This is a genomic window from Yersinia antarctica (assembly GCF_056636475.1).
In genome coordinates, this window is record NZ_JBSJQF010000001.1 from 2,432,434 (window position 1) to 2,458,499 (window position 26,066).

The following is a 26,066-nucleotide window of genomic DNA, read 5'->3' on the forward strand; positions in this document are numbered from 1 at the left end:
CATCGACGTAATGTGCTCTGTAATGAACATTTTGCCGTTACAGGTCAAATATCCAAACACGCGTTACACCAAAAACCTCCATTCATTGAAAACAAGAAGACATTTTGCCACTTATTCCGTCGTTTGATTCCCCTTCACCAACACTAAAGTATAGGTTGTCGCAGATAACACATTATTTTCTGCCTTGGGCAACACTATAAAGGTCTCTTTTGCGTGGCAAAATCATTTTTACGCAGTGGTAGTTTGGACGACATTCTGGCGTTAGGCGAAAACGGGCAACCGGTTTATGCCTCTGCACGGCAGATAAGAGAGGCATTACGCCTTAAAAAACAGCAACATATTGCTGACTGTCTGGCCATACCTCAACTTAATGAACGCGGCGACCGCATAGATTGGTATGCCCCCATTGAAGGTAAAGTGACCTCATGGCTGGCAGCCAGCAGTGTTGAGCGCAAGGCAGCGGTTAAGCAGTTGTCAGCCTGTCTGGCAAGTGCCAATGACTTGTGTCAGCGGGCGCAAAAATCAGATAACGCCGCACAGCAGCTATTTGGCGTACTGTTGGCCAAAACAATGCAATTCCCCGATCAAAATCACGTTTATTTAGTGGCAGGCAAGCCAGTACTGACCTTTTGGGGATTTGTCAGCCCGGATAAAAAAACACGCACTGACCCACTCGATTGTCTGCGCCAGACCACCGAAGTTTACGAGTCGATTGAACCTATTATCGCTACCATTACGGCCCCAATGCCCACGCCGCCTGCCGCTGCTGTCATTGAGTTAGCACCTCAGGCCGAAACTACGTTGCTGCCCCCCCTGCCGGAGCCTGTCGCAGAGGTCACCCCGCTATCAAAAGCAGTAAAAAAACCAACACGTTGGCTACGATTTAGCTGGATGTTACCGGTGTTGGCGCTAATCATCGCCTTGATAGTGCAATTCAGTGGTGGAATGCCGGAAAATGCCGCTGCCGCCCCGGATGTTAAGCCCACTGTCCTCGAAGATAAATCAGCCACTGAAGATAGAACCCTGTCAGTTAAAGACCTTGCACCGGTAACCACTGCACCTGTTGCTCAAATTATCCAGCCCACAATTGCATCACAACTGCCGTTGAATAATGCCACCGTCGTGCCTGCATCAGCTATCGCGGAACCGACCGCCGTCGCATTGCCGACCACCGTTGAGAGCAAAAGTGCGCTGATACTCCCTTCGGATGCCGTCAAAGTGGGATCGACTACATTCCTTAATGGAAACTGGCGGGTCAGCCCGGATATTAAAACCGCCCAAACCGGTAAAGCACCCAGCCTGAAGTATCAAATTAAAAACGGTAAAGGTACGGTGAAAATCACCCACGGGGATAACGTGACTTGCCGCGCAAATATCACTGCTGGTGTAATGAAGTCAGGCAATTTGGTAATCAATAGCCGCTATAGGGCGCAGTGCAGTGATGGTTCAAAATATCAAATGCCTGAGATCGTCTGCAAACAAGGCGTGAGCGGGATTGCAGATTGCAAAGGCCGTTACGATGCCAATACGACCCTTCCAATGACGATGAAGCGTGAGACTAAATAATATTATGCTGGCAACGATCACGGATTTAAAACAGAAAATTACGCTTATTCAGGACAGCGGCATTCAGTTTCTGGACTTCGCTTTAAAGCCCCAATTAGATACTGAGCTGCCAAATAAATTCGTCCGCAAAAGCGCTAATGGCCCACTATTACGCCTGAATTACCATCCACATAACGGTAAATATTCGCTAATGGTACCCGGCTCAGCCCCAGAGATTGTTAAACCTGAATTTAGTATTCCATTGGAACAATCGCTAAAACTGCTGAACAAGATTTGGTTGCCGCTGCCCTTCTTGCGTTTTAATCCGCCGCGCACCTTCGTTAATGGGCCTGATAACTGGGCCAGAGTACAGATTTTAGTGCTAGATTCGCCAGATCAAGATGGCAATACTTTACGTGTCACCATGGCATTTGATACCAAAGTCTATCCTGAAGGTGATGCTAATGAGTATTTGGCACCTAATGAAAATGATGTCAAAACCGGATTAAGTTTCGCCCTGGCCTACCACAATGAAGAATTGGCAGAATTCCTTGATTTAACCTGGGTTGACGGTTGGTTGCGGGAAGTTTTTGTTCAACAGGCATCAGAGCAGGAAGAACGCACCGAAAGGCATATCAGTGTGTCGCTGCGCGAATTCGAATATCAGGCGCACTATCTTAATTTGCTGGAGTTACTTGGCAGCCAAATTGGTGTGCCAGAAATAAAAATCAATACCAGCACCTTACAAGAACCTACCGTTAATGTTGATTTGATCCTCGATGTCGGCAACTCGCATACCTGCGGCATTTTGGTGGAAGACCATGCCGATGAAAGTAATGGCCTGAAACAGACTTACGAATTACAAATTCGTGATTTAAGCGAGCCACACTATCTGTATAACGAACTGTTTGAAAGCCGGATTGAATTTGCGCAAGCGAAGTTCGGCAAACAGAATTTTTCGGTGGAAAGTGGCCGTGACGATGCCTTTATCTGGCCTGCGATTACCCGTGTTGGTCGTGAAGCCAGCCGTATGGCACAACACCGTTTAGGCACCGAAGGGTCTACCGGCATTTCCAGCCCCCGCCGCTATCTGTGGGATGAAGAGACCTATACTGCGGGCTGGCGCTTCAACGAGACCCAAACCACGCTAATACATGAACCGCTGGCGACGGCGTTGCCGCTGACCAATCTGGTCAATGATGACGGCCAACCGCTCTATACGATGCCAGTAGATGAACGGCTCCCGGTATTTTCACCACATTATAGCCGTAGTTCATTGATGACATTTATGTTGTCGGAACTATTGGCGCAAGCGCTGATGCAAATCAACAGCGCGGCACAACGTTTAAAAATGACCCATGCCAATGCGCCACGGCAATTACGCGCCATTATCTTAACGCTGCCGTCCGCCATGCCAAAACCGGAGCGCGAGATATTCCGCCGCCGGATGAATGAAGCCATTGCCTTAGTTTGGAAATCTATGGGTTGGCATCCGGCAGATGATAACTTTGCATCCACCCAAGGCCGCGCCAAAAGCCAGGTTCCAGTACCAGATGTACAGATGGAATGGGATGAAGCGACCTGCGGTCAGATGGTTTATCTGTATAACGAAACTCAAGTTAATTTCGGTGGCCGTACCGCAGCCTTTTTTGCCAGTATGGCACGACCCGATAAACAGCCGGAAGCTGGGGATGTTGCCGGGAAAACCTTACGTATCGCCTCTATCGATATTGGCGGTGGCACCACCGACCTGGCAATTACGCAATATTGGCTGGATGATGGTATTGGCAATAATGTCAAAATCAGCCCGCGCCTGTTATTCCGTGAAGGGTTTAAAGTGGCCGGTGATGATATTTTGCTGGATGTTATTCAGCTCTATCTTCTACCTGCCCTCCAGGCTCGCCTTAAGAAAGCTGGCGTCACCAATACTGATGCCTTGCTGGATAAATTATTCGGCAATGATGGCCGCATGGATGGGCAATCAGCCCTGCGTCAGCAAGCCACATTGCAGATATTTATGCCCGCAGGCCGGGCTATTCTGGAAGCCTACGAGAACTTTGATCCCCTGGATGCCAGTGCAGAAATAGACGCTAATTTTGGCGAGCTATTGCCCCAATTACCGACGCAGAAAGTCCTTGATTACATTAACAGCGAAGTTCAGCGTGAACTAGCAACAGATGCTGGCGGGTTTGATATTTTGCAGGTTCCGTTAGTATTAAAGCTAAGCAAGTTGCACGGTGAGTTTTTATCTAACCGAATGAGTATTACGCAAAACCTGCGTTCACTGTCTGAAGTGGTATCACTCTATTCTTGTGATGTGCTGTTATTGACTGGCCGCCCTTCCCGCTTCCCCGGCATTCAGGCACTATTTCGCCATCTGCAACCTCTGCCCAACAATCGTATTCTCTCGCTGGATGGATATCACACCAGCGATTGGTATCCGTTTAACAAGCATGGTCGCATTGATAACCCAAAATCGACTGCCGCAGTGGGGGCAATGCTATGTTTACTGGCACTGGACTTACGGCTGGCCGGTTTTTACTTTAAAGCCGGTGATTTCCAACCTTATTCGACCATACGCTACCTCGGGATGTTAGACAGCAGCGACGCACTGACAGAAGAGAATGTCTACTATCGCGATATCGATCTGGATAGCAGCAATTTTGCCTTGCCATCCGACGCTCATTTTCAGGTTAGAGGGTCGTTGTGCCTTGGCTTTCGCCAGCTCGATAATGACCGTTGGCCTGCCTCGCCGCTTTATACCTTATCCATTGTTGATCAGGAACTGGCGCGCAAAGTCGCGGGTGACAGCGTATTGCATGTCAGACTGAGATTAGCAAAGGGCGACAAGCAGAATGACGATGGTCAGGAGCGCTTTGAGATAGCGGATGCCGTATTGCAAGATGGGAGCCGTGTGCCATCCCACCACCTGCGCCTCAAGCTCAACACATTAGCCAGCAACGGTTCAGGATCAACCCATTATTGGATTGATAGTGGGAGTGTATTTAGAAAATGAAATCATTAATCACCCAACAGCTCAATAACCAGCTTGAGCAAGTCACACAAGGTATTGATCAAACAATTAATTGGATTAACAATGTGCGCCAACACGCCATTCGATTGGATATTGAAGCCGATCTTCTCACCATCAAACTGCGTCGCCATCGCAATAAAGCACGTCAACTAACGGAAACATCCTTAACCGGCATGAGCATTGGCTTTTTTGGTCAGTCATCTGCCGGGAAACAGCACCTTATTTCAGCGCTGGCGGCGGATGAAAATGGCCGCTTGGAAACCACCCTTGGCGGGAAAACTCTCGACTTTTGGCAACAAATAAAACCGGGCTATCAGGCCAGCGGGCTGGCAACACGTTTTAGCCAGCAAGCCGTTAGTCATTCCGAAAGCCATCCGGTACGGCTTTCTCTTCTCAGTGAAGTGGATATTGCTAAAATAGTTGTGGGTGCTTTTCTACTGGATAATCCTCAAGGCCCCCGTCATCAGGATGGACGAGAGCATTCGCTGGATGAACAGCATATTACTGACCATCTGCAACAGCTCGTTATGCGCAGACAACCGATCGCCAACGCAGGTATCAGCAGTGATGATGTCATTGGGCTGTGGGATTATCTGGTTCGTCATGACGCCCCGCGCCAGAGAAAACTGGAAACTCATTTCTGGCCGGTGGCCATTGAACTGGCTCCTTATCTGAGCATTGATGATCGTGCCCTTTTGTTCTCATTACTGTGGACAGAATTACAGCCATTGACCGATGCTTACCGCCATTTTGCCTATACTTTGCAACATCTGGGCGGCGCGACTCAAGTACTGTCACCACTAAGCGTATTAGTGGACGATACCCTACTGCCCGCCAATGGCGTTATGAATGTTGCGACACTCTATTCTCTGAACACACCCGCGGATAGCCACATTCAAGTTATACCCTTAGTTGATGACAATGCGACTGATTTAGTGACATTGTCACTTGCTGAGCTAACTTTTTTAGCTGCCGAGTTACATATCCCGCTGACCACATCTACCCGTAAAAATGTATTTGAATCCATTGACTTGCTAGATTTCCCTGATTTTACTGAGCCATTCGATACACCAGAATACCTTGAACATCCTCCTTATCCGCAGGCCGTTTTGCTATCTCAAGCTAAAAATGCCTATTTGCTTGACCGCTACACGGATAAACAGCAGATAAACCTGCTATTAGTCTGTAATGCGGCGGGTAAACGCTCAGAAGTCAAAACTGTCAGTAAGGCACTGGATTATTGGGTTAAGCAAACACAGGGGGAAAATGTGCAGGTGCGTTCCCGTCGCAATCCTGGGTTAATCTGGGCATTAACACCTTTTGATCAACGGGTTACTGCGGACCCACAGTTGGCTGGTGCGAAAAATTATGACGAAGCGGTACAACGTCATGTGGGTAATCCTGGTGATAGCTGGGGCTCCATGCTGGCATTGGACACTCGTGGTGTTGAACGAATGGTCACTTATCTGACCCAAGAGATCCGTCGTGATATCAAAACAGAACGGATAACCGAACAACTTCATGAGTTACAACGAGAATTGACCGATAATCTGCTTGCAGGCTGGTATCAGCCAGCAAACAGCGAATTGCAACAGAAACAACGTATTGCTGAAACCTTACTCAAAGCCTTACAAACGCGAACCGGCTTACACGGCGAGTTATTAGAGCGACTGCTGCCCTCTCGTGATGAGTTACGCGGTTTATATCTACAACAGCAAAACCGTGCGGCTGAATTGATCACCCCAGCGACCCATAGCGAACCTTTTAGTATCGGTATCGATATCGACTTATTCAGTGATCAGCCCGAATCCGCGGCATTTCAAACCACGGTAACACCTGCGATAAGCCATGATTATGAAACAGCCTATGCCGCAAGTGTGCAGCGTTATTGGATAAATCACCTGCGACAACTGCCCGATAACGGCCCATTGATTGAACTGCTCGGTATTGCCAAACCCACCATTGAATTGCTGGTTGCAGAACTGATTACCGCCAGTATCCGACTGGATATCGCCGGGCAGTTAATCACGATACTGGCAGACAGTGAGCAAGTTGGTCTGCACCGTGAAACCAAAGCCGATCGTCAGGTATCGCGTGCGTTGACGGTATTGGGCGATTTTGTTGCCTGGCTTGGTTTCTTACAAATAGAGGAAAACCAGCGCCCTGATAGCCGTATTAATCGGGGAAATAAGATTTTTGCCCAACCACCTAAATCAGTATCGCCGTTGGGGGCATCACAGCGATTGACCAAATTGGCATTGACCCCAACCAATAATACTGCATTTTATATTTATGATTGGCTGGTTGGCTTAGGTGAAATGATTATTCACAACCAGGGTTATTCTGCCAGCAGCGAAATAAACTTGCAGAATCGTGAACAATTAGCGGCAATATTCTTGCTGATTAATCCGCAATTCAGGCCGTAAACCATCAGTAATATATCCGTTATTCCCCGTTGAGTCGGGGGAGTAACGGATACCACCATACTGAACTCAACCCATTGGTTCTAAATCACTATCTCCGACCGGCAATGCCCTAAGTACCACAATGCCTGGGGTTTTCTTCACATATTCCAAGAAAGGTGAGTCGACAACTTTATTGTTCCCTTTCATTGATGATGCATTACGGAACATCGCGCCTTTTGCTGTCCTGATAAATATTCCTGTATGGGTGACATCCAGACCTAAAATAGGGGTGTAAATGCCGATATAATCCCCATTTTTTAACTCCGCGACTACCGCATCATTAATAAACTCAGCCGGAATATAAACAATATTACGCTCAATAGCACTCAGCCCGGGGATAAACTCGCCACCCTCTTTTTTCTGATTCAGATTTTTGAGAACAGTGTGGGTATGAGTACTTATTTGTGCAGTAACATCTTGTGCGTTTAAAGGGGATCGCTGTGACCAGTCAGTAAAGAAATGTTTTCGGTGCAAGTAGCTGACATCAGCATCAACATATCTTGTTCTGATAACTTGCTGCACAAACTCCGCCTTGCTTCCTGATTTTCGCAAGGCTTCAACATAATCCAGGTAGGTGAAGCAGTCCAATCCACGGAAATCGACCACTAACTGTTCCGGTTGCGTTAGCGAACCAATGAGTACATTTGCCTCATAAGGTGTACCTAAAAACTCAGCAGATATATTCGCAATAGCATCACCCTTATTGCTATAAGGTGCTGTTTCTAATTTAGCTTCTATAATACTGGTGATACGATTTGCGGTGTAATTATCAATGCTGACCGTTTCGGGAGGGGGTTGTTTCGCACCACATCCTGCGATAATAGCAATGAGAACCAAAGATAACGATTTATGCATAAGTCCCTTCTATGCCTTATCAAGCGGCTATTCCATACACTCCAAGAGTTTTACTTTAATGTTTAAATTTTAAACAAGGTATCAACAAGAGCAGATTAGCCTGTGTTGATAGGCTATCTGAGTGCTGACACCTCATGCTATATGATAAAAAACCTTATCTTGCTAAATCGCTAACCAAACATCTATTAATTACTTTAATTTTCAAATAATTAAACAAAAAAATATTTAACTACCGCGTCCAGCCACACCAGTAACGTTGTGATCCGCCTCAGATTTTTGCATTGTTATCATTCTGATTGCTTGTGCCTTTTGGCGAATCGTGTTTATCTTTTAAGGCTTATTACACTTATTGATGAGATACCTCGTGAACTATTCCACTGCCACCTTCAGTCTACAAAATACTGCGTATGTTAACGCAGTGGTAGTCGTACGCGTGCTAGTGGTGGTGGTCGGCAGCGCGCCGTAACGGGTACCGAATCCAGAAAGATTCCCAAACCCCGCCGGCGCCAGCCGAGCGGGGTTTCTTTTTAGCCCCACTCTGTTAACCGCCGGCCCTGATGAAGGATATAACCATGCGTTATACAGGCGCCCAACTAATAGTTCGCTTGCTCGAGCAGCAAGGTATTACCACGGTCGCAGGCATTCCCGGCGGCGCAGCGTTACCGTTGTATGATGCTCTAGGGCAAAGCCGTATTATTCGCCATGTGCTGGCACGACACGAACAAGGTGCTGGCTTTATGGCTCAAGGCATGGCCCGCGCCACCGGCCAAACCGCAGTCTGCTTAGCCTCCAGCGGCCCTGGGGCAACCAATCTGGTCACGGCAATTGCCGATGCCAAACTCGACTCTATTCCACTCGTGTGTATTACAGGTCAGGTTTCCTCCTCAATGATTGGCACCGATGCTTTTCAAGAGGTTGATACCTATGGCATATCGATACCTATCACCAAACATAATTATTTGGTTCGCGATATCAGTGAATTGTCCCGGGTGATCCCGGCGGCATTTCGCATTGCCCAGTCTGGGCGGCCCGGTCCGGTATGGATTGATATTCCCAAAGATGTGCAAACAGCAGAAATTGAGCTTGAGAGTTTGCCGCTACCAGGAGTTGCCGATGAACCTTGCCCAATAGACCCACAAGCTATCGCGCACGCCGCTCAAATGATCAACCGTGCGGCACGGCCTGTGCTCTATCTGGGGGGAGGAATCGTTAGTTCGCAGGCACACCAACAAGCAATACAACTGGCTGAACAGGCTGGACTGCCAACTACCATGACATTAATGGCACTGGGTACCATGCCCGTTGACCACCCATTATCCTTGGGAATGTTGGGAATGCATGCAGCACGCTCAACCAATCTGATCATGCAACAAGCTGATTTATTGATCGTACTTGGGGCGAGATTTGATGATCGTGCTATCGGAAAAGCAGAACAATTCTGCCCTGATGCTAGCATCATTCATATTGATATTGACCCGGCTGAATTAGGCAAAATCCGCCGACCACACCTGGCGATGAATGCCGACATTAAGCAGGTATTAACCCACCTGTTGCCTTTAGTTGAAACTCGTTCACGCAGCGAATGGCGCTCAACCGTCAGTGATATGCAGCGCGAATTTCCGTTCAATCAACCCAACAGCACCAACCCACTGTGCCACTATGGTTTGATTCGTGCGGCGGCCGAAGCGCTGGATGATGACACCATCATTACCACTGATGTGGGACAACACCAAATGTGGGTAGCGCAGGCTTATCCGTTGCATCGCCCGCGACAGTGGTTAACGTCTGGCGGACTGGGCACCATGGGATTTGGTCTGCCCGCTGCCATTGGTGCAGCACTGGCGAAACCAGAGGCAAAAGTAGTGTGTTTTTCTGGTGATGGTAGCCTGATGATGAATATTCAGGAAATGGCGACCGCCGCTGAAGAGCAGCTGAACGTTAAGATTATTTTGATGAATAACCAATCATTGGGTTTAGTCCATCAGCAACAGGAACTGTTCTTTGGTAAACGTATTTTTGCAGCCGATTACCCGTATCGCACAAACTTCATCCATATCGCAGAAGGGTTTGGTTTCTCCACATGTGACCTCAACACAGCCAGCGACCCTTATGCTGCCTTGCATGAAGCCTTAAACCGCCCAGGCCCAGTATTGATCCACGCACTGATTGATGTAGATGAAAAAGTGTATCCGATGGTGCCACCGGGTGCTGCAAATATCGATATGATTGGAGGGGAGTAATATGACGACTCAACAAATGGCAGGACAACCAGCACCAAACCTATCGACATCTGCGCAGGTGACACTGTTACTCACAGTACGCAATCACCCCGGGGTGATGTCTCATATTTGCGGGCTATTTGCCCGGCGTGCATTTAACGTCGAGGGAATTTTGTGTATGCCGTTGGCTGGCGGTGACGAAAGTCGCATTTGGCTGCAAGTCTTGGATGATCAGCGATTACTGCAAATGATAAGCCAGTTGGAGAAACTGGAAGATGTGCTCCAGGTGCGCCGCTTCGGGCCTGAAATGCCTATTTTTGACCAAGTAGAAGACTTAATTGCCAATCAGCGGTGACGTTGTCACTAGCATTGAATTACGTTGGATGGCAGACCTTAGTTGTAAACCCGCACTTCCGCTTACTGGCGGCTGTGCGGGCTAGCTCAATTTTAGGCTGGATTAATAGCAAATAGCGTTTCTATCTCAATATTTATCTCAGGTGAGAATAAACCTTTAACTTCAACCAAAGAACTGGCTGGCAAGTTGGGGTTCCGTGCACATTTCCCCGATAATGCTAACCTAATCGCTAAAAATCATTTATTTTCACTATGTTGACTTTAAAAAATCGACTGTCGCCGCTCACGTTTTCGACTCATCGATGATTTTATAGACCGTAGAACGTGCGATACTTATCATCTTTGCTATTTCTGTCGCTCCGGTTCCCCTTCCTCCTAAATCTTACCCCCTTAAGCTTGGCCTCCCGTCTGCCTTCGTTTGTTTGTTCTAAGGTCGATATAAAAAAAGGCCCGAAGGGCTTTTTATGAGGTCAGGGCAGACTGTGCCTGCGCCAGCCATCTTTCCTGAATGGTGGCTTTTGCCTGTGCCAGTCGCTGCTCTTCAATGACGCCTTTTTGCTGGGCAACCATCGCCCCGGGCTGGAGTGTAAATGCCTGCAACAGTTCCGCGCCGGGTAACATGGGCAGCGGCTTACCGGACAGAATATCCATCGCCTGGGCTTCCAGCGAAATGGCTCCCGCCATGCCGGCCAACCCCAGAAGTTTACCCTGTATTTTTTTCTGTTTAATGATAAAGGCGACACCGCCCACCAGGGTTGCCGCCCCAACGACCGCGCCCGCCACCATCAGCGGTGACAGCGGTTTATTGCTGTTATCGCCAAAATAGATCATCCGCTCGAGAAAATAACTGCCCCAGGGTTCGCGCGCCCCAAACGCATTGTGCATAAACCAGGCGCGGGAATCATGCACCTGATCATCAAACAGCGCGCGGAGCTGCCCCCCGGGTAATTCGGTATTACTGGCTTCACCGGCCACAGGGAATAGCACGGTACATCGCACTTCACCGGCGGTTTTCATGCGCAGCCATTCCGGGTATCGGTCGTCGGTACTCAGAAGGAAAATCGCGTTTTTTAGCCCATAGACCGGCTCAAAGTACCATTCCTGCGTGTTGGTGCGTGATACTCCCTGATAATCCTCTCGGAACTCCTCTGCGGCCTGGCGTAACTGGGTCTGTCCCAGTGACGCATCGAAGTCCTTAGGCCCCTGAGGGAGAAGGAGAAACTCACCGTCTTTAGCGGCAGCGGCCATGCTCTGGCGCTCTTTATCCGTGGTTTTTTGAATTTCCGCCCGGTTATCTTCGTCGGCTTTTCTGAGGGCCGGATCACTGTGTTTATCCAGTCCGTTGGCGGCAGAGTCGATGTAGAAGCGTTGTGTTTTGTAGGAGCCGTTGGCGTAGCGGTTGATGCGCCAGGCGGTGATCCACGCCGTTTGTTCTTCCATGGCTTTTTCCAGGCTGACGGCCGCGCGCAGTGGCTGGTATGTCGAGGCCTGTTCGTTGCTGATCTTTTTCTCTGCCGGCGGCAGGTTTAATGTCAGCGTACGCCATGCATTGAAGCGGCTGACGAGCGTCGGTTCTATAAAGAATTCTAATTGAAGGTCTGGGGGTAATTTCCGCCAGATATCTTTTTTCAAATCATCAGAAAGGGAGGATGGCGGTACTTTTAACGGTGCTCCAGCAGAAAACGCATTGGCATAAAGGTCATGTAACGGTATTTGCGATAAAAGATATCTATCTAATTGGTCTTTGTCGTTAGCTTTTCCCTGGTCGCCTGGCGGATATCCACCGCCCAAATCTGAATGTACACCGGGGTACACCACCTCTTCGCTGTTGGCCGGGTACTTTCCATCGGTGCGGCGAATGGAATCAAGGGGGAAGCAGAGCCGCTGCTCGTGGGAAGACACCAGATGGACACAGCGTTTTATCAGACCACCGTAAATTTTCTCGTCAGGCAGCGCCTGGTTACCGTCGGCCCAACCCATGTGGCCTTCCGCAATCGGGGCCATGTGGGGAATACCCACGGAGGCGACTGTATCCAGCAGGCCAATAAACTCTACGCTGAGGGGGATTTTCAGGTCACCGACCATCAGACACTGTTCTGGTTTTTCCTCATCGCCCTGCGGTTTTGGCAGCAGTTCACTGAGCCAACTGATAAAAGCCCTGGCTGCGGCCGCGCCGCGTGAAAACCCGTAGACGTACAGCTTGATACCCAGCAGTTTTGGCTTTCCCGGTTCTGCTGGCTGCAAGGCCGTGCGCAGAGATTTTAACAGGTCAGGCTTTTTGAGAAGGCGCTGGAATTCTTCATAGCGGTTACTGCTGCCGGTCAGGCCGAAGGAGGCCATCGATGTTGCCATTGTTTGAACGGATTTCCAGCAGGTACTGTCGTCCATTCGCTCCAGTCCTGTTGTGCGCCTGAGGGCATCAATGATGCGCAGCAGCCCCCAGTTGATGCGATCTTCGCCGTGCGTGGCGGCAGCGAGGCCGCGCATGCTGAAATCGAGGTCTGAAATTTCCGGGAACGGGGTACCGACGCCCGGCATATAGTATTTGTAATACTTGTTGTCGGCGCTTTGCGGCATATCTGTCAGCGCAGCGTTTTTGCTGGCAAGTCCTCCGGCCTGCCCCTGGCCGATGGTGGCTCGAAACAGGCGGGCAATATTGGTGGGGTGTTTCGGGTCGGCCACGTACAGGTCGTGATTCATGTTGTTGCCGGTGCCGTCAAAGAACAGGCTGATGTGCAGGGTCTTGCAGCAGGGGGGCATGACGCGGCGTCCTGTTGCGAGGCACAACTCATTGTGGTAGGCCCGTTCATGGCTGTCCTGTTGACGGCAGTTCTGACCGACCAGAGCCGCGTGAGCCGGAAGTCGGCCCTGTTCGGGGAATTGGGGGGGATACCAGACCAGATCGGTTGTTATCTCGGACATACTTTAGGCTCCGTCATCCGTAAAGGCTCTTTAATGGGGTAGTTAGGATGGCCATACTCGTAGCAACTGGTGGTGACTTTAATTTGGTCGCAGGGCATAAAGTGAACGGTGATCCCACATGTTTTTCCACCGGAGGTATAAGCGGGTACAGGAACTGTCAGGGTATGTTTTTTATTCATGGCCTTTATTTTTCTAGCCCACGCCAAAGCTTTTTCACTGTTCTCATACCCAGGAAAATCATCGTCAGTTCCCACCCCTGTTTCCCAATCTATTCTGACCGTCATTCCCGGTTTCCATTGTGGTGGTGCGCCGTAACAGCAGCCACCGCCGCCGCCCTGGAATGGGCCGATGGCATCGATGCCAGACTGTCCGTTGACGCTGAACTGGTTGATGGCCCATTTGGTGTGGTTAACAGCTTCGATGGTGCCCGCGAGGGCGAATTGGCTGCTTCCCGCCAGTAAAAAAGCCCCCACTAACAGGGTACGGCTGATTATTTTCATCATTAATTCCCTTCGCCAATTCCCAAACGAAATGCAACAAAGTGACCCACCGGTCAGGTACGGATAAAATAGCCGTATTGACCCTGTCGGAGACCCTGTTGCATGAAGGGAAAACATTTGACTCAGCATGAGCGCTTTTACATCGAAAAACGAAAAGCTGAAGGCGTTAATCAGTCCTGCATTGCCAGAGAACTGGATGTCTCTCGCTCTACCCTGAGCCGGGAGCTCAGGCGTAATACGGACCCCGCCTTCAACGGACTTTACTCCTCCAGACGCGCTGATGCCTTAGCCAGACAACGGCGGGGCGCCACCTCGGCACACAATGCCTGTGTCCCTCTGGGCCAGCAGACACAAGACTTTCTCCGGCAGGCGCTGGCTGTACATACCTCCCCTGAGGTTATCTGTGGGAGACTGAAAATCCAGTTTGATATCGCCGTCAGCAAAAATACCCTCTACCGCTATATCCGTTCGGACAGACAGGCTGGCGGTAAGCTTTACCTTCAGCTCCCTCACCGGGGTAAACGCTATCGCTATGATACGGGTGAGCCCGGACGCACGCCCATCCCGGACAGGGTTGGCATTGAGCACAGGCCTGCTGAGGCTGAACTCAAACAGGTTCCCGGGCATGTTGAAATCGATACGATTTTTGGCAAAGACCAGAAGTCATTCCTGCTGACGGTCGTGGACAAAGCCACAAAGCAGGTCATTATCCGTAAACTCCCCAATAAGTGCGCTGAGAGCGTCGTGGAAGCGTTCAGGGACATCGTGGCGAATACTTTCTGCGAGTTTAAAACCCTGACGGCAGATAACGGACCCGAGTTTGCGAAACATAAGGACATCACTCAGGTAACGGGCGCAAAGGTTTACTTTGCCCGGCCTTATCATTCCTGGGAGCGGGGGTTGAATGAGCATACCAACGGTCTGATACGGCGGTTTTATCCGAAAGGAACCGATTTTAATGGCGTCAGCGATGAAGATATTGCGAGACTGGAGCACATCCTCAACACTCGGGGGCGCAAATCTCTGGAATACAGCTCACCGAATGAGGTATTTTTAGAGTATCTACTCGCTGCATAACGCATGATGGTTTGTTGCGTTTCGTTCGGGAATGGGGCGAAAGTGATGCCTATGCAAACGCCAGCAGTAATATGAATACGATCATTATTAACAATGGTGTGTTCAAGGGTGATATTTACGGCGGTTATTCTGTTAGCAATGGCAATGCTTTGGCAAACGCCTACGGTACTGGCAGCATCGCCAGAAGTTTGGCTGATGCGCGCGCCACCAGTGATACCAATAACATTACGATTAATGGCGGTTCGTTTAGTGGCCCTGTGCATGGTGGATATGCCTATACCAATGTGTTTGCTTTTGCCTATGGCGCTAACAGCGTAGATAAAACTCAGGCGAACGCCAGCGCCTCAAGCAGTGGCAATACAATTGTTATTAATGATGGTTCCTTTATTGGTTCTATTTATGGTGGCTACGCAGAAGCTATCACCATGATTGACCAAATAACCCCAGGAGAAAGTAGCAGTATCAGTGTGAAAAGTAATGCCAACACTCTTACGCTGAATGGCGGTGTATTCAGTGGCCTTATTTATGGCGGTTATGCCTCAAGCTTTGGTGGCGCACCAACCCCCGAGAATGCCACTGCAATCAATAACACCATTACGCTGTCAGGCGCTCCGGTATTTAACGCTAATAGTAGTGAAATATGGGGGGGATATGTGGATATGTTCGACGGTATCGCAACCTCATATGGTGATGCTTTCACCGGCAATACTTTTAATTTTTCCGCCAACCCTATCACTCTGAATAAGATCGGTAATTTTGCCTTTTATAATTTCTATCTGAACAACAATATTAAAAATAATGATGTTTTGATTGCACTGACTAACGCGGCTAATATCGACAATGCGGCTATTGCAGTGACCGGCATCAGTAAGGACAGCAACCTGGTCAAGGGTGATGCTATTACGCTTATCTCAAATGTCACCGGGGGTGAGCCGACGTTAAATAACACGCAAAAAGTCACAATTGGTACGGCAAAACTGGCGGATATCAGAGTGTATCGGGAAAATGATGCAGTAAAAGCGTCGTTAGATAGCGTAACCCAATTAAGCCGGGAAAACGGCCCGACCACCGGTTTTGACGCAAACCCACAGACTAAAGCCTATTTGGAAGGCCGTCTGCCAGGCATGTTTTTAATCAATCAAGGCAGCGACCTGCTTGCCGGGTTGGATACAGCACAACTTTACCGTGATGATAATGGGGTGGCACTGTTTGGTCTTACCTCCGGCAGCAAGAGCCGTTACAACACCGGTTCCCACATTGATATGGATAGCTTCGCTTTGACCACCGGTATCACCAAGAATCTGGGGCAACTCACCCTCGGTGGCCTGTTTGAAGCCGGCTGGGGTAGCTATGACGCCTATAATGATTTTAGCGGATTGGCCAGTGTAAAAAGTAACGGAAATGTCGACTATAAAGGTGCAGGTATTATTGCCAACTATGCATTCACTGACGCTATTTACCTCAACAGTTCTCTGCGTGCAGGGCGGGTATCTAGCGACTTTTCTTCTGCTGATTTCGGTGTGAATGGCGGGGTTGCGAGCCATTATGACAGCGCGTCACCTTATGTCAGCGGGCAGCTGAAAACCGGCTATCGCTATGCCATGACGCCGGCGGTGAAACTAGACACCCATGCCAGTATCCTGTCGACTCGAGTGGGCAGTGACAGTGTCACCAATTCCCAGGGTGAGAAGCTGACGTTTTCGGCGTTGAACTCACAGCGTGTGAATACCGGCGTTACTGTTACCTATCATGCCACACCTAAACTGGATGTTATCGGCGGGGTTGCCTATGAATATGAGTTTGATGGTAAAGCCAAGGGGACTATCGATGGGGATAATATCGATTCTGCGGGCATTAAAGGGAGCACGGGCATTGGTGAAGTGGGCATTCGTATCACACCGACTAAAGAAAAGAATCTGTCTATGGACCTGAAACTGTCAGGTTACAGCGGAAAACGCGAAGGTGTAGCTGGCGGGCTTAGTGTGAAATATGCCTTCTAACACCCGTGATTGAGCATGTCATCTGGGTTGGATACCGGTACCTTTCGGTTATGCCGTATCCAACACCCCAGATATTAAAGATATTTAGCGGAACGGCGTGGCGTCCCCCGCTCCTTCACGAATAACTTCAGGAGAGGAATCAGTCAGATCAATAACTGTAGTGGGTTGCTGCCCTAATGAACCGCCATGGATGATTAAATCCACTTGCTTACCGAGATGGTCTTTGATCTCTTCCGGGTCGGATTCAGCAAAGTCATTACCCGGTAGCATCAATGTCGTCGACATCAAAGGCTCGCCTAATACATCCAGCAACGCCAGCGCAATAGGGTTAGAAGGCACACGTAAACCAATAGTTTTACGTTTGTCATTCATCAAACGCCGAGGAACTTCTTTCGTCGCCTTCAATATAAAGGTGTAATTACCCGGGGTATTATTTTTGATAAGTCGAAACGCTGAATTATCAACATATGCATAAGTCGATAACTCCGACAAATCACGGCACACCAGTGTGAAGTTATGATTACCATCTAATTGACGGATACGGCAAATACGTTCCATTGCCGCTTTATCTTCTAAACGGCAGCCAAGGGCATAACCAGAATCTGTCGGATAAACCACCACCCCGCCCTTGCGTAACACATCAACACTTTGGTTGATCAGTCGCGGCTGAGGGTTTTCCGGGTGTATATAAAAAAATTGACTCATGACACTACCTCATCATTCAACGTTCGCGTTAGCTGGCTCTACAGGCCAATCACGCCATACTGGTTCCACCCCTGCGGGCAGCCACAATTTGCGGCCCAATTCAATCCAGGCGCAAGGCTGATGGAAATCAGATCCCTGGGATGCCAGTAAATTATAGTCGCGCGCATACTGTGCAAGCTGCGCTCGTTCATGGGGGGCTTGTTGGCACTGGGCAACTTCCATGGCATCACCGCCATGCTCGGCAAAATGGGCTAATAAACGTTTCAACCATTTGGCGGTTAAATCGTAACGACCCGGATGCGCCAGTACCGCTTGCCCACCAGATTGCTTAATTGCTTCAATAGCTTGTTCTATTGTACACCATTGTGCGGGGACATAACCGGTCTTGCCTTTGGCTAAATACTTTTTAAAAACCTGCCCAACGTTACTCGCCAACCCCAACTCCACCAGATAGCGGGCAAAATGCCCACGGGTTACCTGTCCGCCCCCCGCCAAGCGGTTAGCTCCGTCCCAGGCACCGGGAATACGCGCTTTTTCCAGTCGCGCGCTTATTTCCTGCGCCCGAATATAGCGATAGTTGGACTGCTCACTCAATAATTTGCCAATACTGGCATGCTGGGTATCAATACCTAATCCCACAATATGGATCTCGTGGTTTTCCCATAATGTAGAAATTTCCACCCCAGGGATAAGCCGTAGTGCCAATTGTTGCTGGGCAATGGTGGCGGCGGCTTCAGCCAACCCTGCGGTGGTATCGTGATCGGTAATAGCCAAAACACCTACCCGCATCTGCGCTGCTCTTATTACCAGTGCCGAAGGGGTTAACAAGCCGTCCGACGCAGTGGTATGGCTATGCAAATCATAAAGTGTAAAGGCCGTTGATATGGTGGCATCAGCCCTATCAGATAAGGTGGTGTTATCAGTCAAAACAGGTTTATTTATCAAAATGGTCTTATTAACCAAAACAAAAATCCGAAAAAGCGTGGCGGGCTATCATACCTGTTAATAACACACTAACGTTAATCAAACTTAGTCGTGCTCTGCCACCGTATCGAAATTAAAGTGAAATAGATAACCGCACAGACTTTGTTAGAAAACAATCAATCAAGGGTTGACATTTACCTCGTGAATCAGTTAACTAGTACACAAGTTCACAGGGCACTTAAACGTCTGAGTAAACAGCAAGTGAACGTAGCTAACCCCCTACGGCGTCAAGGGCAAGGGGAATAAACTGAATGCAATCATAGAGAGTAGTGACTGATAATGAAAACTTCCCTGATTTCCTTACTGCGTTGGTGGCACATCTCCCTCTCTCGGGCGATGTAATCACGCATATCAGTCACCAGACAATGCAGATTGCTTCAGCCCGCTAATAGCGGGCTTTTTTATGGTTAGATTTCGGCGTAATCACTTTTCAGGAAAGATAAATGATGCAAACTTCGCGCCCCACATTACAGTTACTGAGCACCCCGGCGTGTTACCGCGATGACCCAACCGCGCTGTTTCACCAGCTCTGCGGCGCACGACCAGCCACTCTGCTGCTTGAATCCGCAGAAGTGACCAGTAAACAGAACTTAAAAAGCCTGCTGATTATTGATAGCGCTTTACGTATTACCGCCCTTGAGCAGAACGTCACGATTGAAGCACTCAGTCGCAATGGCGCGTCGTTATTACCGCTGTTAGATGCTGCGTTACCGCCACAAGTAGAGATTCAAGTGCGCCCGAATGGCCGTGAATTAACCTTCCCTATCATTAACGAAGTGCAAGATGAAGACTCTCGTTTACAGTCATTGTCGGTTTTTGATGCGCTACGTTTGCTACTAAAACTGGTCGATGCACCCGAAGCTGAGCGGGAGGCCGTATTCATTGGTGGTCTATTCGCTTACGATTTGGTGGCGGGTTTTGAAAATTTACCCCCGCTGCGCCAGGACCAACGTTGCCCAGATTTCTGCTTCTATTTAGCCGAAACCTTGTTGATATTGGATCATCAGCATCGCTCGACGCAGTTGCAAGCCAGTTTGTTTACCGCCGACGCTAGCGAACATTTGCGTCTGACCCAGCGGTTAGAACAAGTTAGCCACCAGCTACAGCAAGCACCACAACCGATCCCTGCCCAGTCAGTGCCTGAGATGGCGTTACAGTGTAACCAATCAGACGCAGAGTACGGTGCAGTGGTGGCCCAATTGCAGATAGCAATCCGAGAAGGCGAAATTTTCCAGGTTGTTCCTTCGCGCCGTTTCTCACTGCCTTGCCCCTCACCACTGGCGGCATACCAAACATTGAAAGACCATAATCCCAGCCCGTATATGTTCTTTATGCAGGATAACGAATTCTCCCTGTTTGGTGCTTCACCGGAAAGTGCGCTGAAATATGACGCCACCAACCGCCAGATTGAGATTTACCCGATTGCCGGTACGCGCCCGCGTGGCCGCCGTGCCAATGGTGAATTGGATCGTGATTTAGACAGCCGTATTGAGCTGGAGATGCGCACTGACCATAAAGAATTGGCTGAACATCTGATGCTGGTGGATTTAGCCCGTAATGATTTAGCCCGCATCTGCGAGCCGGGTAGCCGCTATGTGGCCGATTTAACTAAAGTTGACCGCTATTCCTTTGTGATGCATTTGGTCTCGCGCGTAGTGGGCACGCTGCGTCAGGATCTGGATGTACTGCATGCTTATCAAGCCTGTATGAATATGGGCACCCTGAGCGGCGCACCGAAAGTCCGCGCTATGCAATTGATTGCTGGCAGTGAGGGCGCACGTCGGGGCAGTTACGGTGGCGCGGTGGGTTACTTTACCGCACACGGCGATTTGGATACCTGCATTGTTATCCGCTCAGCTTATGTCGAAGACGGTGTCGCCACGGTTCAAGCGGGGGCCGGTGTGGTGATTGACTCCATTCCACAGGCCGAAGCCGATGAAACTCGCAATAAAGCACGTGCGGTTCTACGGGCAATTGCTAGCGCACACCATGCCAGGGAGATCTTCTAATGGCTGATATCTTGCTGCTCGATAATATTGACTCCTTTACTTACAACCTGGTGGACCAATTACGCTCCAGTGGCCATCGGGTGGTGATTTACCGTAACCAAATCGCCGCCGATACCATTATCGCCCGCTTGCAACAACTCGAACAACCGGTGCTGATGCTCTCACCCGGCCCTGGCACACCGGCACAGGCGGGGTGTATGCCCGAATTATTGCAACGTCTACGCGGCCAGTTACCGATTATCGGTATTTGCCTTGGCCACCAGGCCATTGTCGAAGCTTATGGCGGCCATGTAGGACAGGCCGGAGAGATACTGCACGGCAAAGCCTCGGCCATTGAACACGATGGACAAGCTATGTTTGCAGGCATGCCGAATCCGCTGCCAGTAGCCCGCTACCACTCATTAGTGGGCAGCAATATCCCAACAGAATTAACCGTTAACGCCCGTTTTGGTGAGATGGTCATGGCGGTGCGCCATGACGCACATCGGGTGTGTGGCTACCAATTCCACCCGGAATCTATTTTAACCACCCATGGTGCCCGTTTGCTTGAGCAGACGCTGGACTGGGCATTATGCCCTCCACACATGAAGCTGTAGCGGTGTTAGCTACATTCGTTACTCGCATGCTGTCACCTGTAACACCATGTTCTTTGGGTAGGGTGTAATTAAGGACTATAAGATGCAAAACTTATTATTATCAAAAGAATTATTATTGGAAAAACTGTTTCAGGCTAAATCCCTGACCCAAGCGGAAAGCCAAATCCTGTTTAGCTCTATCGTGCGAGGTGAACTGGAAGCGAGCCAATTGGCGGCGGCGTTAATCAGTATGAAAGTACGCGGTGAAACACCTGCCGAAATAGCGGGTGCCGCGCAAGCCTTATTGGCGGATGCACAGCCCTTCCCGCGCCCGGATTACCTGTTCGCCGATATCGTTGGTACCGGGGGTGACGGCACTAACAGTATCAATATATCTACCGCCAGCGCCTTTGTTGCCGCCAGTTGTGGCGTAAAAGTGGCCAAACATGGCAATCGCAGTGTTTCCAGCCGTTCCGGTTCATCAGACTTGCTGGCCGCATTTGGTATTCGCCTGGACATGAGCGCGGAACAATCCAGATTAGCCTTGGATGAGTTAGGGGTTTGTTTCCTGTTTGCGCCGCAGTATCACACTGGCTTTCGCCACGCGATGCCGGTTCGCCAGCAGTTGAAGACCCGCACCCTGTTTAATGTGTTGGGGCCATTAATCAATCCGGCTCGCCCGCCGTTGGCGCTGATTGGTGTTTACAGCCCTGAGTTGGTATTACCCATCGCGCAAACCCTACAAGTGTTGGGTTACCAGCGTGCTGCGGTGGTACATGGTGGGGGAATGGATGAAGTGGCGATTCATGCACCGACTCAGGTTGCTGAGCTGAATAACGGCAGCATCGAAAGCTATGAATTAGCACCGGAAGATTTTGGTCTGAACCGTTATTCACTGGGCGCGTTACAAGGCGGCGCACCGGAAGAAAACCGTGACATTTTAGCACGGTTGTTACAAGGTAAAGGTGAACCGGCACACGCCGCAGCCGTTGCGGCTAACGTGGCGTTATTGCTGAAGTTGCACGGTCAGGAAAACCTGCGCCATAACGCACAGCAGGCATTGGAAATGATTCACAGCGGTCAGGCTTTTGATCGTGTTACCGCTCTGGCGGCGAGAGGATAAATCATGCAGGAAACTGGGCTTAATAAAACCGTGCTCCACCACATTGTGCACGATAAGGAAATCTGGGTTGCCGCTCGGAAATTGCAACAGCCTCTGGCTAGCTTTCAAAACGATATTACCCTGAGCCAGCGCGACTTTTATCACGCGCTGCAAGGCAGTAAGACCGTTTTTATTCTGGAATGTAAGAAGGCATCCCCGTCTAAGGGGGTTATCCGCGAGAACTTTAATCCGGCAGACATTGCAGCAGTTTATAAAAATTATGCATCGGCCATCTCGGTATTAACCGATGAAAAGTACTTCCAGGGCAACTTTGATTTCTTACCACTCGTCAGTGCTGCCGTCACTCAGCCGGTGCTGTGTAAAGACTTTATTATCGACGCCTATCAGATTCAATTGGCGCGTTTTTATCAGGCTGACGCCATTTTACTGATGCTATCGGTGCTCGATGATGACAGCTATCGCCAACTGGCCGCCGTAGCACACAGCCTAAATATGGGGGTGTTGACCGAGGCCAGTAATGCTGAAGAACTGGATCGGGCAATAGCATTGGGTGCCAAAGTGGTCGGTATTAATAACCGGGATCTGCGTGACTTGTCGATAAGCCTTGATCGCACCCGCGAACTGGCCCCACGGCTGCCAAAAGGTGTCACGGTTATTAGCGAGTCAGGTATTAATAATTACCAACAGGTGCGCGAACTGAGTCACTTTGCCAACGGGTTCCTGATTGGCAGCGCGTTGATGTCTGAACCCGATCTCAATGCTGCGGTGCGCCGTGTGTTACTCGGTGAAAATAAAGTCTGCGGCCTGACCCGCGCTCAAGATGCCGCCGCAGCTTATCAAGCAGGTGCCGTCTATGGTGGTTTAATCTTTGTTGGCAGTTCACCGCGTTATGTGGATATCGCCAAAGCACGGACTGTGATTAGCGGCGCACCATTGAAGTATGTTGGCGTATTCCGTGATGCCAAAATTGAAACTGTGCAGCAAACAGCCGAGCGCCTGTCGCTGGTGGCAGTGCAGTTGCACGGGCAAGAAGATCAGAGCTATATCAATCAACTGCGGGCGATACTGCCTGCCAGTTGCCAAATTTGGCAGGCGTTGCGTGTTGACGATAGTGTACCGCAACGCAACTCACAGCATGTCGAGCGTTATGTTCTGGACCACGGCAACGGTGGCACCGGTCAACGCTTTGACTGGTCATTACTGGCCGGTCAACCGCTGGATAATGTGCTGCTGGCGGGTGGGCTAAGCGCTGACAACTGTTGTGCAGCAGCCCAACTGGGTTGTGCCGGTCTTGATTTCAATTCCGGTGTAGAAAGTGCCCCCGGCATCAAAGATCCACAACTGATCGCCGCTGTATTCCAGACGTTACGCGCTTACTGATGGATAATTTTGCTGGCTAACTTTATTCATGATTCATGGACACACTTTAGTAACCCCATAGGACAGAAAAATGACCACACTTAATCCTTATTTTGGCGAGTTCGGTGGCATGTATGTGCCGCAGATTTTGATGCCAGCATTGAAGCAACTGGAAGAGGCTTTTGTCAGTGCTCAACTGGACCCTGAGTTCCAGGCAGCATTTCAGGATCTGTTAAAGAACTATGCTGGTCGCCCGACCGCGCTAACCCTGTGTCAGAATTTGACCGCTGGGACAAAAACCAAGTTATACCTGAAACGTGAAGACCTGCTGCACGGCGGCGCGCACAAAACCAATCAGGTTTTGGGTCAGGCCTTATTGGCCAAACGCATGGGTAAAACCGAAATCATTGCGGAAACCGGCGCAGGTCAACATGGGGTAGCGTCAGCACTGGCTTGCGCCCTGCTCGGCTTGAAATGCCGTATTTATATGGGTGCCAAAGACATTGAGCGCCAGTCACCCAACGTGTTCCGTATGCGCCTGATGGGGGCTGAAGTGATCCCAGTGCACAGCGGTTCTTCCACCTTGAAAGATGCCTGTAATGAAGCACTGCGCGATTGGTCTGGCAGCTACGAAACCGCCCACTATATGTTGGGAACCGCAGCAGGCCCACACCCTTACCCGACTATCGTGCGTGAATTCCAACGGATGATTGGCGAAGAAACCAAAGCGCAGATGTTAGCCCGGGAAGGCCGTCTGCCGGATGTGGTGCTGGCATGCGTCGGTGGCGGCTCGAATGCGATTGGTATGTTTGCTGATTTTATCGATGAGCCAGGTGTTGCTCTGATTGGTGTTGAGCCGGCAGGGCTGGGTATTGAAACCGGCCAGCACGGTGCACCACTCAAACACGGTAAAGTAGGCATCTATTTCGGTATGAAATCGCCGATGATGCAGACCAGTGACGGCCAAATCGAAGAATCTTACTCAATTTCTGCGGGGTTAGACTTCCCATCCGTAGGGCCACAGCATGCTTATTTAAATAGCATTGGTCGTGCTGATTATGTTTCCGTTACCGATGACGAAGCACTCGATGCCTTTAAAGCGCTGTCATGCAAAGAGGGGATTATTCCAGCACTGGAATCCTCCCATGCCTTGGCCCATGCCTTAAAAATGATTAAAGCGTCGCCGGAAAAAGAACAGATATTGGTAGTGAATCTGTCCGGGCGTGGTGATAAAGACATTTTCACCGTTCACGATATTCTGAAAGCACGGGGAGAGATTTAATGGAGCGTTATCAGCAACTTTTCAATCAGTTGGCAGCCAAAAAAGAAGGGGCATTTGTTCCTTTCGTACAGCTAGGGGATCCAACACCGGCTCTATCTTTAGAGATTATTGATACATTAATTGCCGCAGGTGCCGATGCGTTGGAGCTGGGTATACCATTCTCTGATCCACTTGCAGATGGCCCAACCATTCAAAATGCAGCATTGCGGGCTTTTGCCGCTGGCGTGACACCCGGTATCTGCTTTGAAATGCTGGCGGAAATCCGTAAAAAACACCCCGCTATTCCCATTGGTCTACTGATGTATGCAAATCTGGTATTCCACAATGGAATTGATAGTTTCTACCAGCGTTGTGCTGCTGTCGGTGTCGATTCAGTGCTCATTGCTGACGTACCTTTTGAAGAGTCAGCCCCGTTCCGCGCAGCGGCACTGCGCCATGGGATTGCGCCTATCTTTATCTGCCCACCCAATGCGGACGATGATTTACTGCGCGAGATAGCTTCTCATGGCCGTGGTTACACCTATCTATTGTCACGTGCGGGTGTCACCGGTGCTGAGAATCACGGTCAGCTTGCGCTGAATCATCTGATTGATAAACTGCGTGAATATAATGCCGCCCCAGCACTACAAGGTTTTGGTATTTCAGAGCCAGCACAAGTGAAGACCAGTCTGGCAGCCGGTGCGGCCGGTGCGATTTCAGGCTCCGCGATTGTAAAAATCATTGAAAATAATGTCTCACAGCCCGCTGAGATGTTAGCCCAGTTGTCGCGTTTTGTGACTGAAATGAAAGCGGCAACTCGCGGTTAATCTCACCACCAGCGCCTGATTGTCGGTTCCGATCAGGCGCTATATTCGCTCGAACTTCTCGCCTGCCACGCTATATATCTGCTGCAAATTTGAATTAACACTATTCATAACCAATAATTATGTAACGCCCTAAGCATTTCTTTACATTTTGGATGCGATGAGTGATCAGTAGCATGACGTCAATATGTGTTAATAACGCTTTCAACAAGTTATTTTTTTCGTAATGTCCTGTTAAATTATTGGCAAACATGG

The 26,066-nt window shown here is 49.7% G+C and carries 20 protein-coding genes, 1 pseudogene and 1 other annotated feature; of the genes and pseudogenes, 15 read left to right on the forward strand and 6 right to left on the reverse strand.

Annotated features, from left to right (window positions below; genetic code table 11):
- The first annotated feature begins 213 nt into the window (after positions 1-213).
- The 3 genes from ACWJJO_RS11260 to ACWJJO_RS11270 are packed head-to-tail and all read left to right on the forward strand — an operon-like array spanning position 214 to position 7,005.
- Positions 214-1,566 (forward strand): SrfA family protein, encoded by a 1,353-nt coding sequence (locus ACWJJO_RS11260; protein WP_481091025.1) that lies wholly within the window; start codon positions 214-216, stop codon positions 1,564-1,566.
- Between the two features lie 4 nt (positions 1,567-1,570).
- Complete coding sequence (locus ACWJJO_RS11265) at positions 1,571-4,561, forward strand: virulence factor SrfB (RefSeq protein ID WP_442821436.1); 2,991 nt, start codon at positions 1,571-1,573, stop codon at positions 4,559-4,561.
- Positions 4,558-7,005, forward strand: coding sequence for a putative virulence factor (locus tag ACWJJO_RS11270; RefSeq protein WP_442820885.1), 2,448 nt, complete (start codon positions 4,558-4,560; stop codon positions 7,003-7,005). The genes ACWJJO_RS11265 and ACWJJO_RS11270 overlap by 4 nt, the downstream gene beginning before the upstream one ends.
- Before the next feature lie 66 nt (positions 7,006-7,071).
- On the opposite strand, the gene ACWJJO_RS11275 is transcribed toward ACWJJO_RS11270, so the two are convergent.
- Complete coding sequence (locus ACWJJO_RS11275; protein WP_442820884.1) at positions 7,072-7,899, reverse strand: DUF1460 domain-containing protein; 828 nt, start codon at positions 7,897-7,899, stop codon at positions 7,072-7,074.
- 364 nt (positions 7,900-8,263) lie between these two features.
- Between ACWJJO_RS11275 and ACWJJO_RS11280 the strand changes: the two genes are divergently transcribed.
- The 3 genes from ACWJJO_RS11280 (at position 8,264) to ilvN (ending at position 10,473) form a co-directional block, all read left to right on the forward strand.
- On the forward strand, positions 8,264-8,365 hold the full coding sequence (locus ACWJJO_RS11280) for an ilvB operon leader peptide IvbL (RefSeq protein ID WP_227746532.1): 102 nt from the start codon (positions 8,264-8,266) through the stop codon (positions 8,363-8,365).
- Between the two features lie 106 nt (positions 8,366-8,471).
- Positions 8,472-10,139: an acetolactate synthase large subunit gene (gene ilvB, locus ACWJJO_RS11285; RefSeq protein ID WP_442820883.1), complete on the forward strand. Its 1,668-nt coding sequence runs from the start codon at positions 8,472-8,474 to the stop codon at positions 10,137-10,139.
- 1 nt (position 10,140) lies between these two features.
- A complete protein-coding gene (gene ilvN / locus ACWJJO_RS11290; RefSeq protein ID WP_193784658.1) occupies positions 10,141-10,473 on the forward strand; it encodes an acetolactate synthase small subunit in 333 nt (110 codons plus the stop codon).
- Positions 10,474-10,755: 282 nt separating this feature from the next.
- Here ilvN and ACWJJO_RS11295 read toward each other — a convergent pair.
- From ACWJJO_RS11295 to tli1a, 3 genes and pseudogenes are all read right to left on the reverse strand, one after another.
- Positions 10,756-10,903, reverse strand: a pseudogene (locus ACWJJO_RS11295) (helix-turn-helix domain-containing protein); the annotation flags it as partial.
- Between the two features lie 31 nt (positions 10,904-10,934).
- The gene (locus tag ACWJJO_RS11300) at positions 10,935-13,394 is read right to left on the reverse strand and encodes a T6SS phospholipase effector Tle1-like catalytic domain-containing protein (protein ID WP_481091026.1); all 2,460 of its coding nucleotides are present in this window, start codon (positions 13,392-13,394) and stop codon (positions 10,935-10,937) included.
- Positions 13,382-13,894 carry a Tli1a family immunity protein gene (gene tli1a, locus ACWJJO_RS11305; RefSeq protein ID WP_481091581.1) on the reverse strand — a complete coding sequence of 171 codons (513 nt, stop codon included), beginning with the start codon at positions 13,892-13,894 and terminating at the stop codon, positions 13,382-13,384. The genes ACWJJO_RS11300 and tli1a overlap by 13 nt, the downstream gene beginning before the upstream one ends.
- Before the next feature lie 102 nt (positions 13,895-13,996).
- Between tli1a and ACWJJO_RS11310 the strand changes: the two genes are divergently transcribed.
- The gene (locus tag ACWJJO_RS11310) at positions 13,997-14,971 is read left to right on the forward strand and encodes an IS30 family transposase (RefSeq protein ID WP_481090564.1); all 975 of its coding nucleotides are present in this window, start codon (positions 13,997-13,999) and stop codon (positions 14,969-14,971) included.
- Positions 14,972-14,982: 11 nt separating this feature from the next.
- A complete protein-coding gene (locus ACWJJO_RS11315) occupies positions 14,983-16,971 on the forward strand; it encodes an autotransporter domain-containing protein (RefSeq protein ID WP_481091027.1) in 1,989 nt (662 codons plus the stop codon).
- Positions 16,972-17,055: 84 nt separating this feature from the next.
- On the opposite strand, the gene ACWJJO_RS11320 is transcribed toward ACWJJO_RS11315, so the two are convergent.
- Positions 17,056-17,676, reverse strand: coding sequence for an L-threonylcarbamoyladenylate synthase (locus ACWJJO_RS11320; RefSeq protein WP_005191561.1), 621 nt, complete (start codon positions 17,674-17,676; stop codon positions 17,056-17,058).
- Positions 17,677-17,688: 12 nt separating this feature from the next.
- Entirely contained in the window at positions 17,689-18,639 is a 951-nt protein-coding gene (rnm, locus tag ACWJJO_RS11325) for an RNase RNM (RefSeq protein ID WP_442820910.1), read from the reverse strand.
- Positions 18,640-18,939: 300 nt separating this feature from the next.
- Between rnm and trpL the strand changes: the two genes are divergently transcribed.
- From trpL to trpA, 7 genes are all read left to right on the forward strand, one after another.
- Positions 18,940-19,002 carry a trp operon leader peptide gene (trpL, locus tag ACWJJO_RS11330; protein ID WP_002227930.1) on the forward strand — a complete coding sequence of 21 codons (63 nt, stop codon included), beginning with the start codon at positions 18,940-18,942 and terminating at the stop codon, positions 19,000-19,002.
- Positions 18,964-19,065, forward strand: a sequence feature (Trp leader region). It overlaps the preceding gene by 39 nt.
- A 41-nt stretch (positions 19,066-19,106) precedes the next feature.
- Entirely contained in the window at positions 19,107-20,669 is a 1,563-nt protein-coding gene (locus ACWJJO_RS11335) for an anthranilate synthase component 1 (protein WP_481091582.1), read from the forward strand.
- Positions 20,669-21,265 (forward strand): glutamine amidotransferase-related protein, encoded by a 597-nt coding sequence (locus ACWJJO_RS11340; protein WP_083158925.1) that lies wholly within the window; start codon positions 20,669-20,671, stop codon positions 21,263-21,265. Before ACWJJO_RS11335 ends, ACWJJO_RS11340 begins: the two co-directional genes overlap by 1 nt.
- An 82-nt stretch (positions 21,266-21,347) precedes the next feature.
- Positions 21,348-22,367 carry an anthranilate phosphoribosyltransferase gene (gene trpD, locus ACWJJO_RS11345; RefSeq protein WP_050073272.1) on the forward strand — a complete coding sequence of 340 codons (1,020 nt, stop codon included), beginning with the start codon at positions 21,348-21,350 and terminating at the stop codon, positions 22,365-22,367.
- A gap of 3 nt (positions 22,368-22,370) precedes the next feature.
- Positions 22,371-23,747: a bifunctional indole-3-glycerol-phosphate synthase TrpC/phosphoribosylanthranilate isomerase TrpF gene (trpCF, locus tag ACWJJO_RS11350; protein WP_083158926.1), complete on the forward strand. Its 1,377-nt coding sequence runs from the start codon at positions 22,371-22,373 to the stop codon at positions 23,745-23,747.
- A gap of 70 nt (positions 23,748-23,817) precedes the next feature.
- The gene (trpB, locus tag ACWJJO_RS11355; RefSeq protein ID WP_083158927.1) at positions 23,818-25,008 is read left to right on the forward strand and encodes a tryptophan synthase subunit beta; all 1,191 of its coding nucleotides are present in this window, start codon (positions 23,818-23,820) and stop codon (positions 25,006-25,008) included.
- Positions 25,008-25,814: a tryptophan synthase subunit alpha gene (trpA, locus tag ACWJJO_RS11360; RefSeq protein WP_083158928.1), complete on the forward strand. Its 807-nt coding sequence runs from the start codon at positions 25,008-25,010 to the stop codon at positions 25,812-25,814. Before trpB ends, trpA begins: the two co-directional genes overlap by 1 nt.
- The last annotated feature ends 252 nt before the right edge of the window (positions 25,815-26,066 follow it).

What these genes read in the sequence shown, in the direction of transcription:
- ACWJJO_RS11265 (WP_442821436.1), top strand. Translation starts at nt 1,571, where the DNA reads ATGCTGGCAACGATCACGGATTTAAAACAGAAAATTACGCTTATTCAG.
- ACWJJO_RS11270 (WP_442820885.1), top strand. Translation starts at nt 4,558, where the DNA reads ATGAAATCATTAATCACCCAACAGCTCAATAACCAGCTTGAGCAAGTC.
- ACWJJO_RS11275 (WP_442820884.1), bottom strand. Translation starts at nt 7,899, where the DNA reads ATGCATAAATCGTTATCTTTGGTTCTCATTGCTATTATCGCAGGATGT.
- ilvB (WP_442820883.1), top strand. Translation starts at nt 8,472, where the DNA reads ATGCGTTATACAGGCGCCCAACTAATAGTTCGCTTGCTCGAGCAGCAA.
- ilvN (WP_193784658.1), top strand. Translation starts at nt 10,141, where the DNA reads ATGACGACTCAACAAATGGCAGGACAACCAGCACCAAACCTATCGACA.
- ACWJJO_RS11300 (WP_481091026.1), bottom strand. Translation starts at nt 13,394, where the DNA reads ATGTCCGAGATAACAACCGATCTGGTCTGGTATCCCCCCCAATTCCCC.
- tli1a (WP_481091581.1), bottom strand. Translation starts at nt 13,894, where the DNA reads ATGAAAATAATCAGCCGTACCCTGTTAGTGGGGGCTTTTTTACTGGCG.
- ACWJJO_RS11310 (WP_481090564.1), top strand. Translation starts at nt 13,997, where the DNA reads ATGAAGGGAAAACATTTGACTCAGCATGAGCGCTTTTACATCGAAAAA.
- ACWJJO_RS11320 (WP_005191561.1), bottom strand. Translation starts at nt 17,676, where the DNA reads ATGAGTCAATTTTTTTATATACACCCGGAAAACCCTCAGCCGCGACTG.
- ACWJJO_RS11335 (WP_481091582.1), top strand. Translation starts at nt 19,107, where the DNA reads ATGCAAACTTCGCGCCCCACATTACAGTTACTGAGCACCCCGGCGTGT.
- ACWJJO_RS11340 (WP_083158925.1), top strand. Translation starts at nt 20,669, where the DNA reads ATGGCTGATATCTTGCTGCTCGATAATATTGACTCCTTTACTTACAAC.
- trpD (WP_050073272.1), top strand. Translation starts at nt 21,348, where the DNA reads ATGCAAAACTTATTATTATCAAAAGAATTATTATTGGAAAAACTGTTT.
- trpCF (WP_083158926.1), top strand. Translation starts at nt 22,371, where the DNA reads ATGCAGGAAACTGGGCTTAATAAAACCGTGCTCCACCACATTGTGCAC.
- trpB (WP_083158927.1), top strand. Translation starts at nt 23,818, where the DNA reads ATGACCACACTTAATCCTTATTTTGGCGAGTTCGGTGGCATGTATGTG.
- trpA (WP_083158928.1), top strand. Translation starts at nt 25,008, where the DNA reads ATGGAGCGTTATCAGCAACTTTTCAATCAGTTGGCAGCCAAAAAAGAA.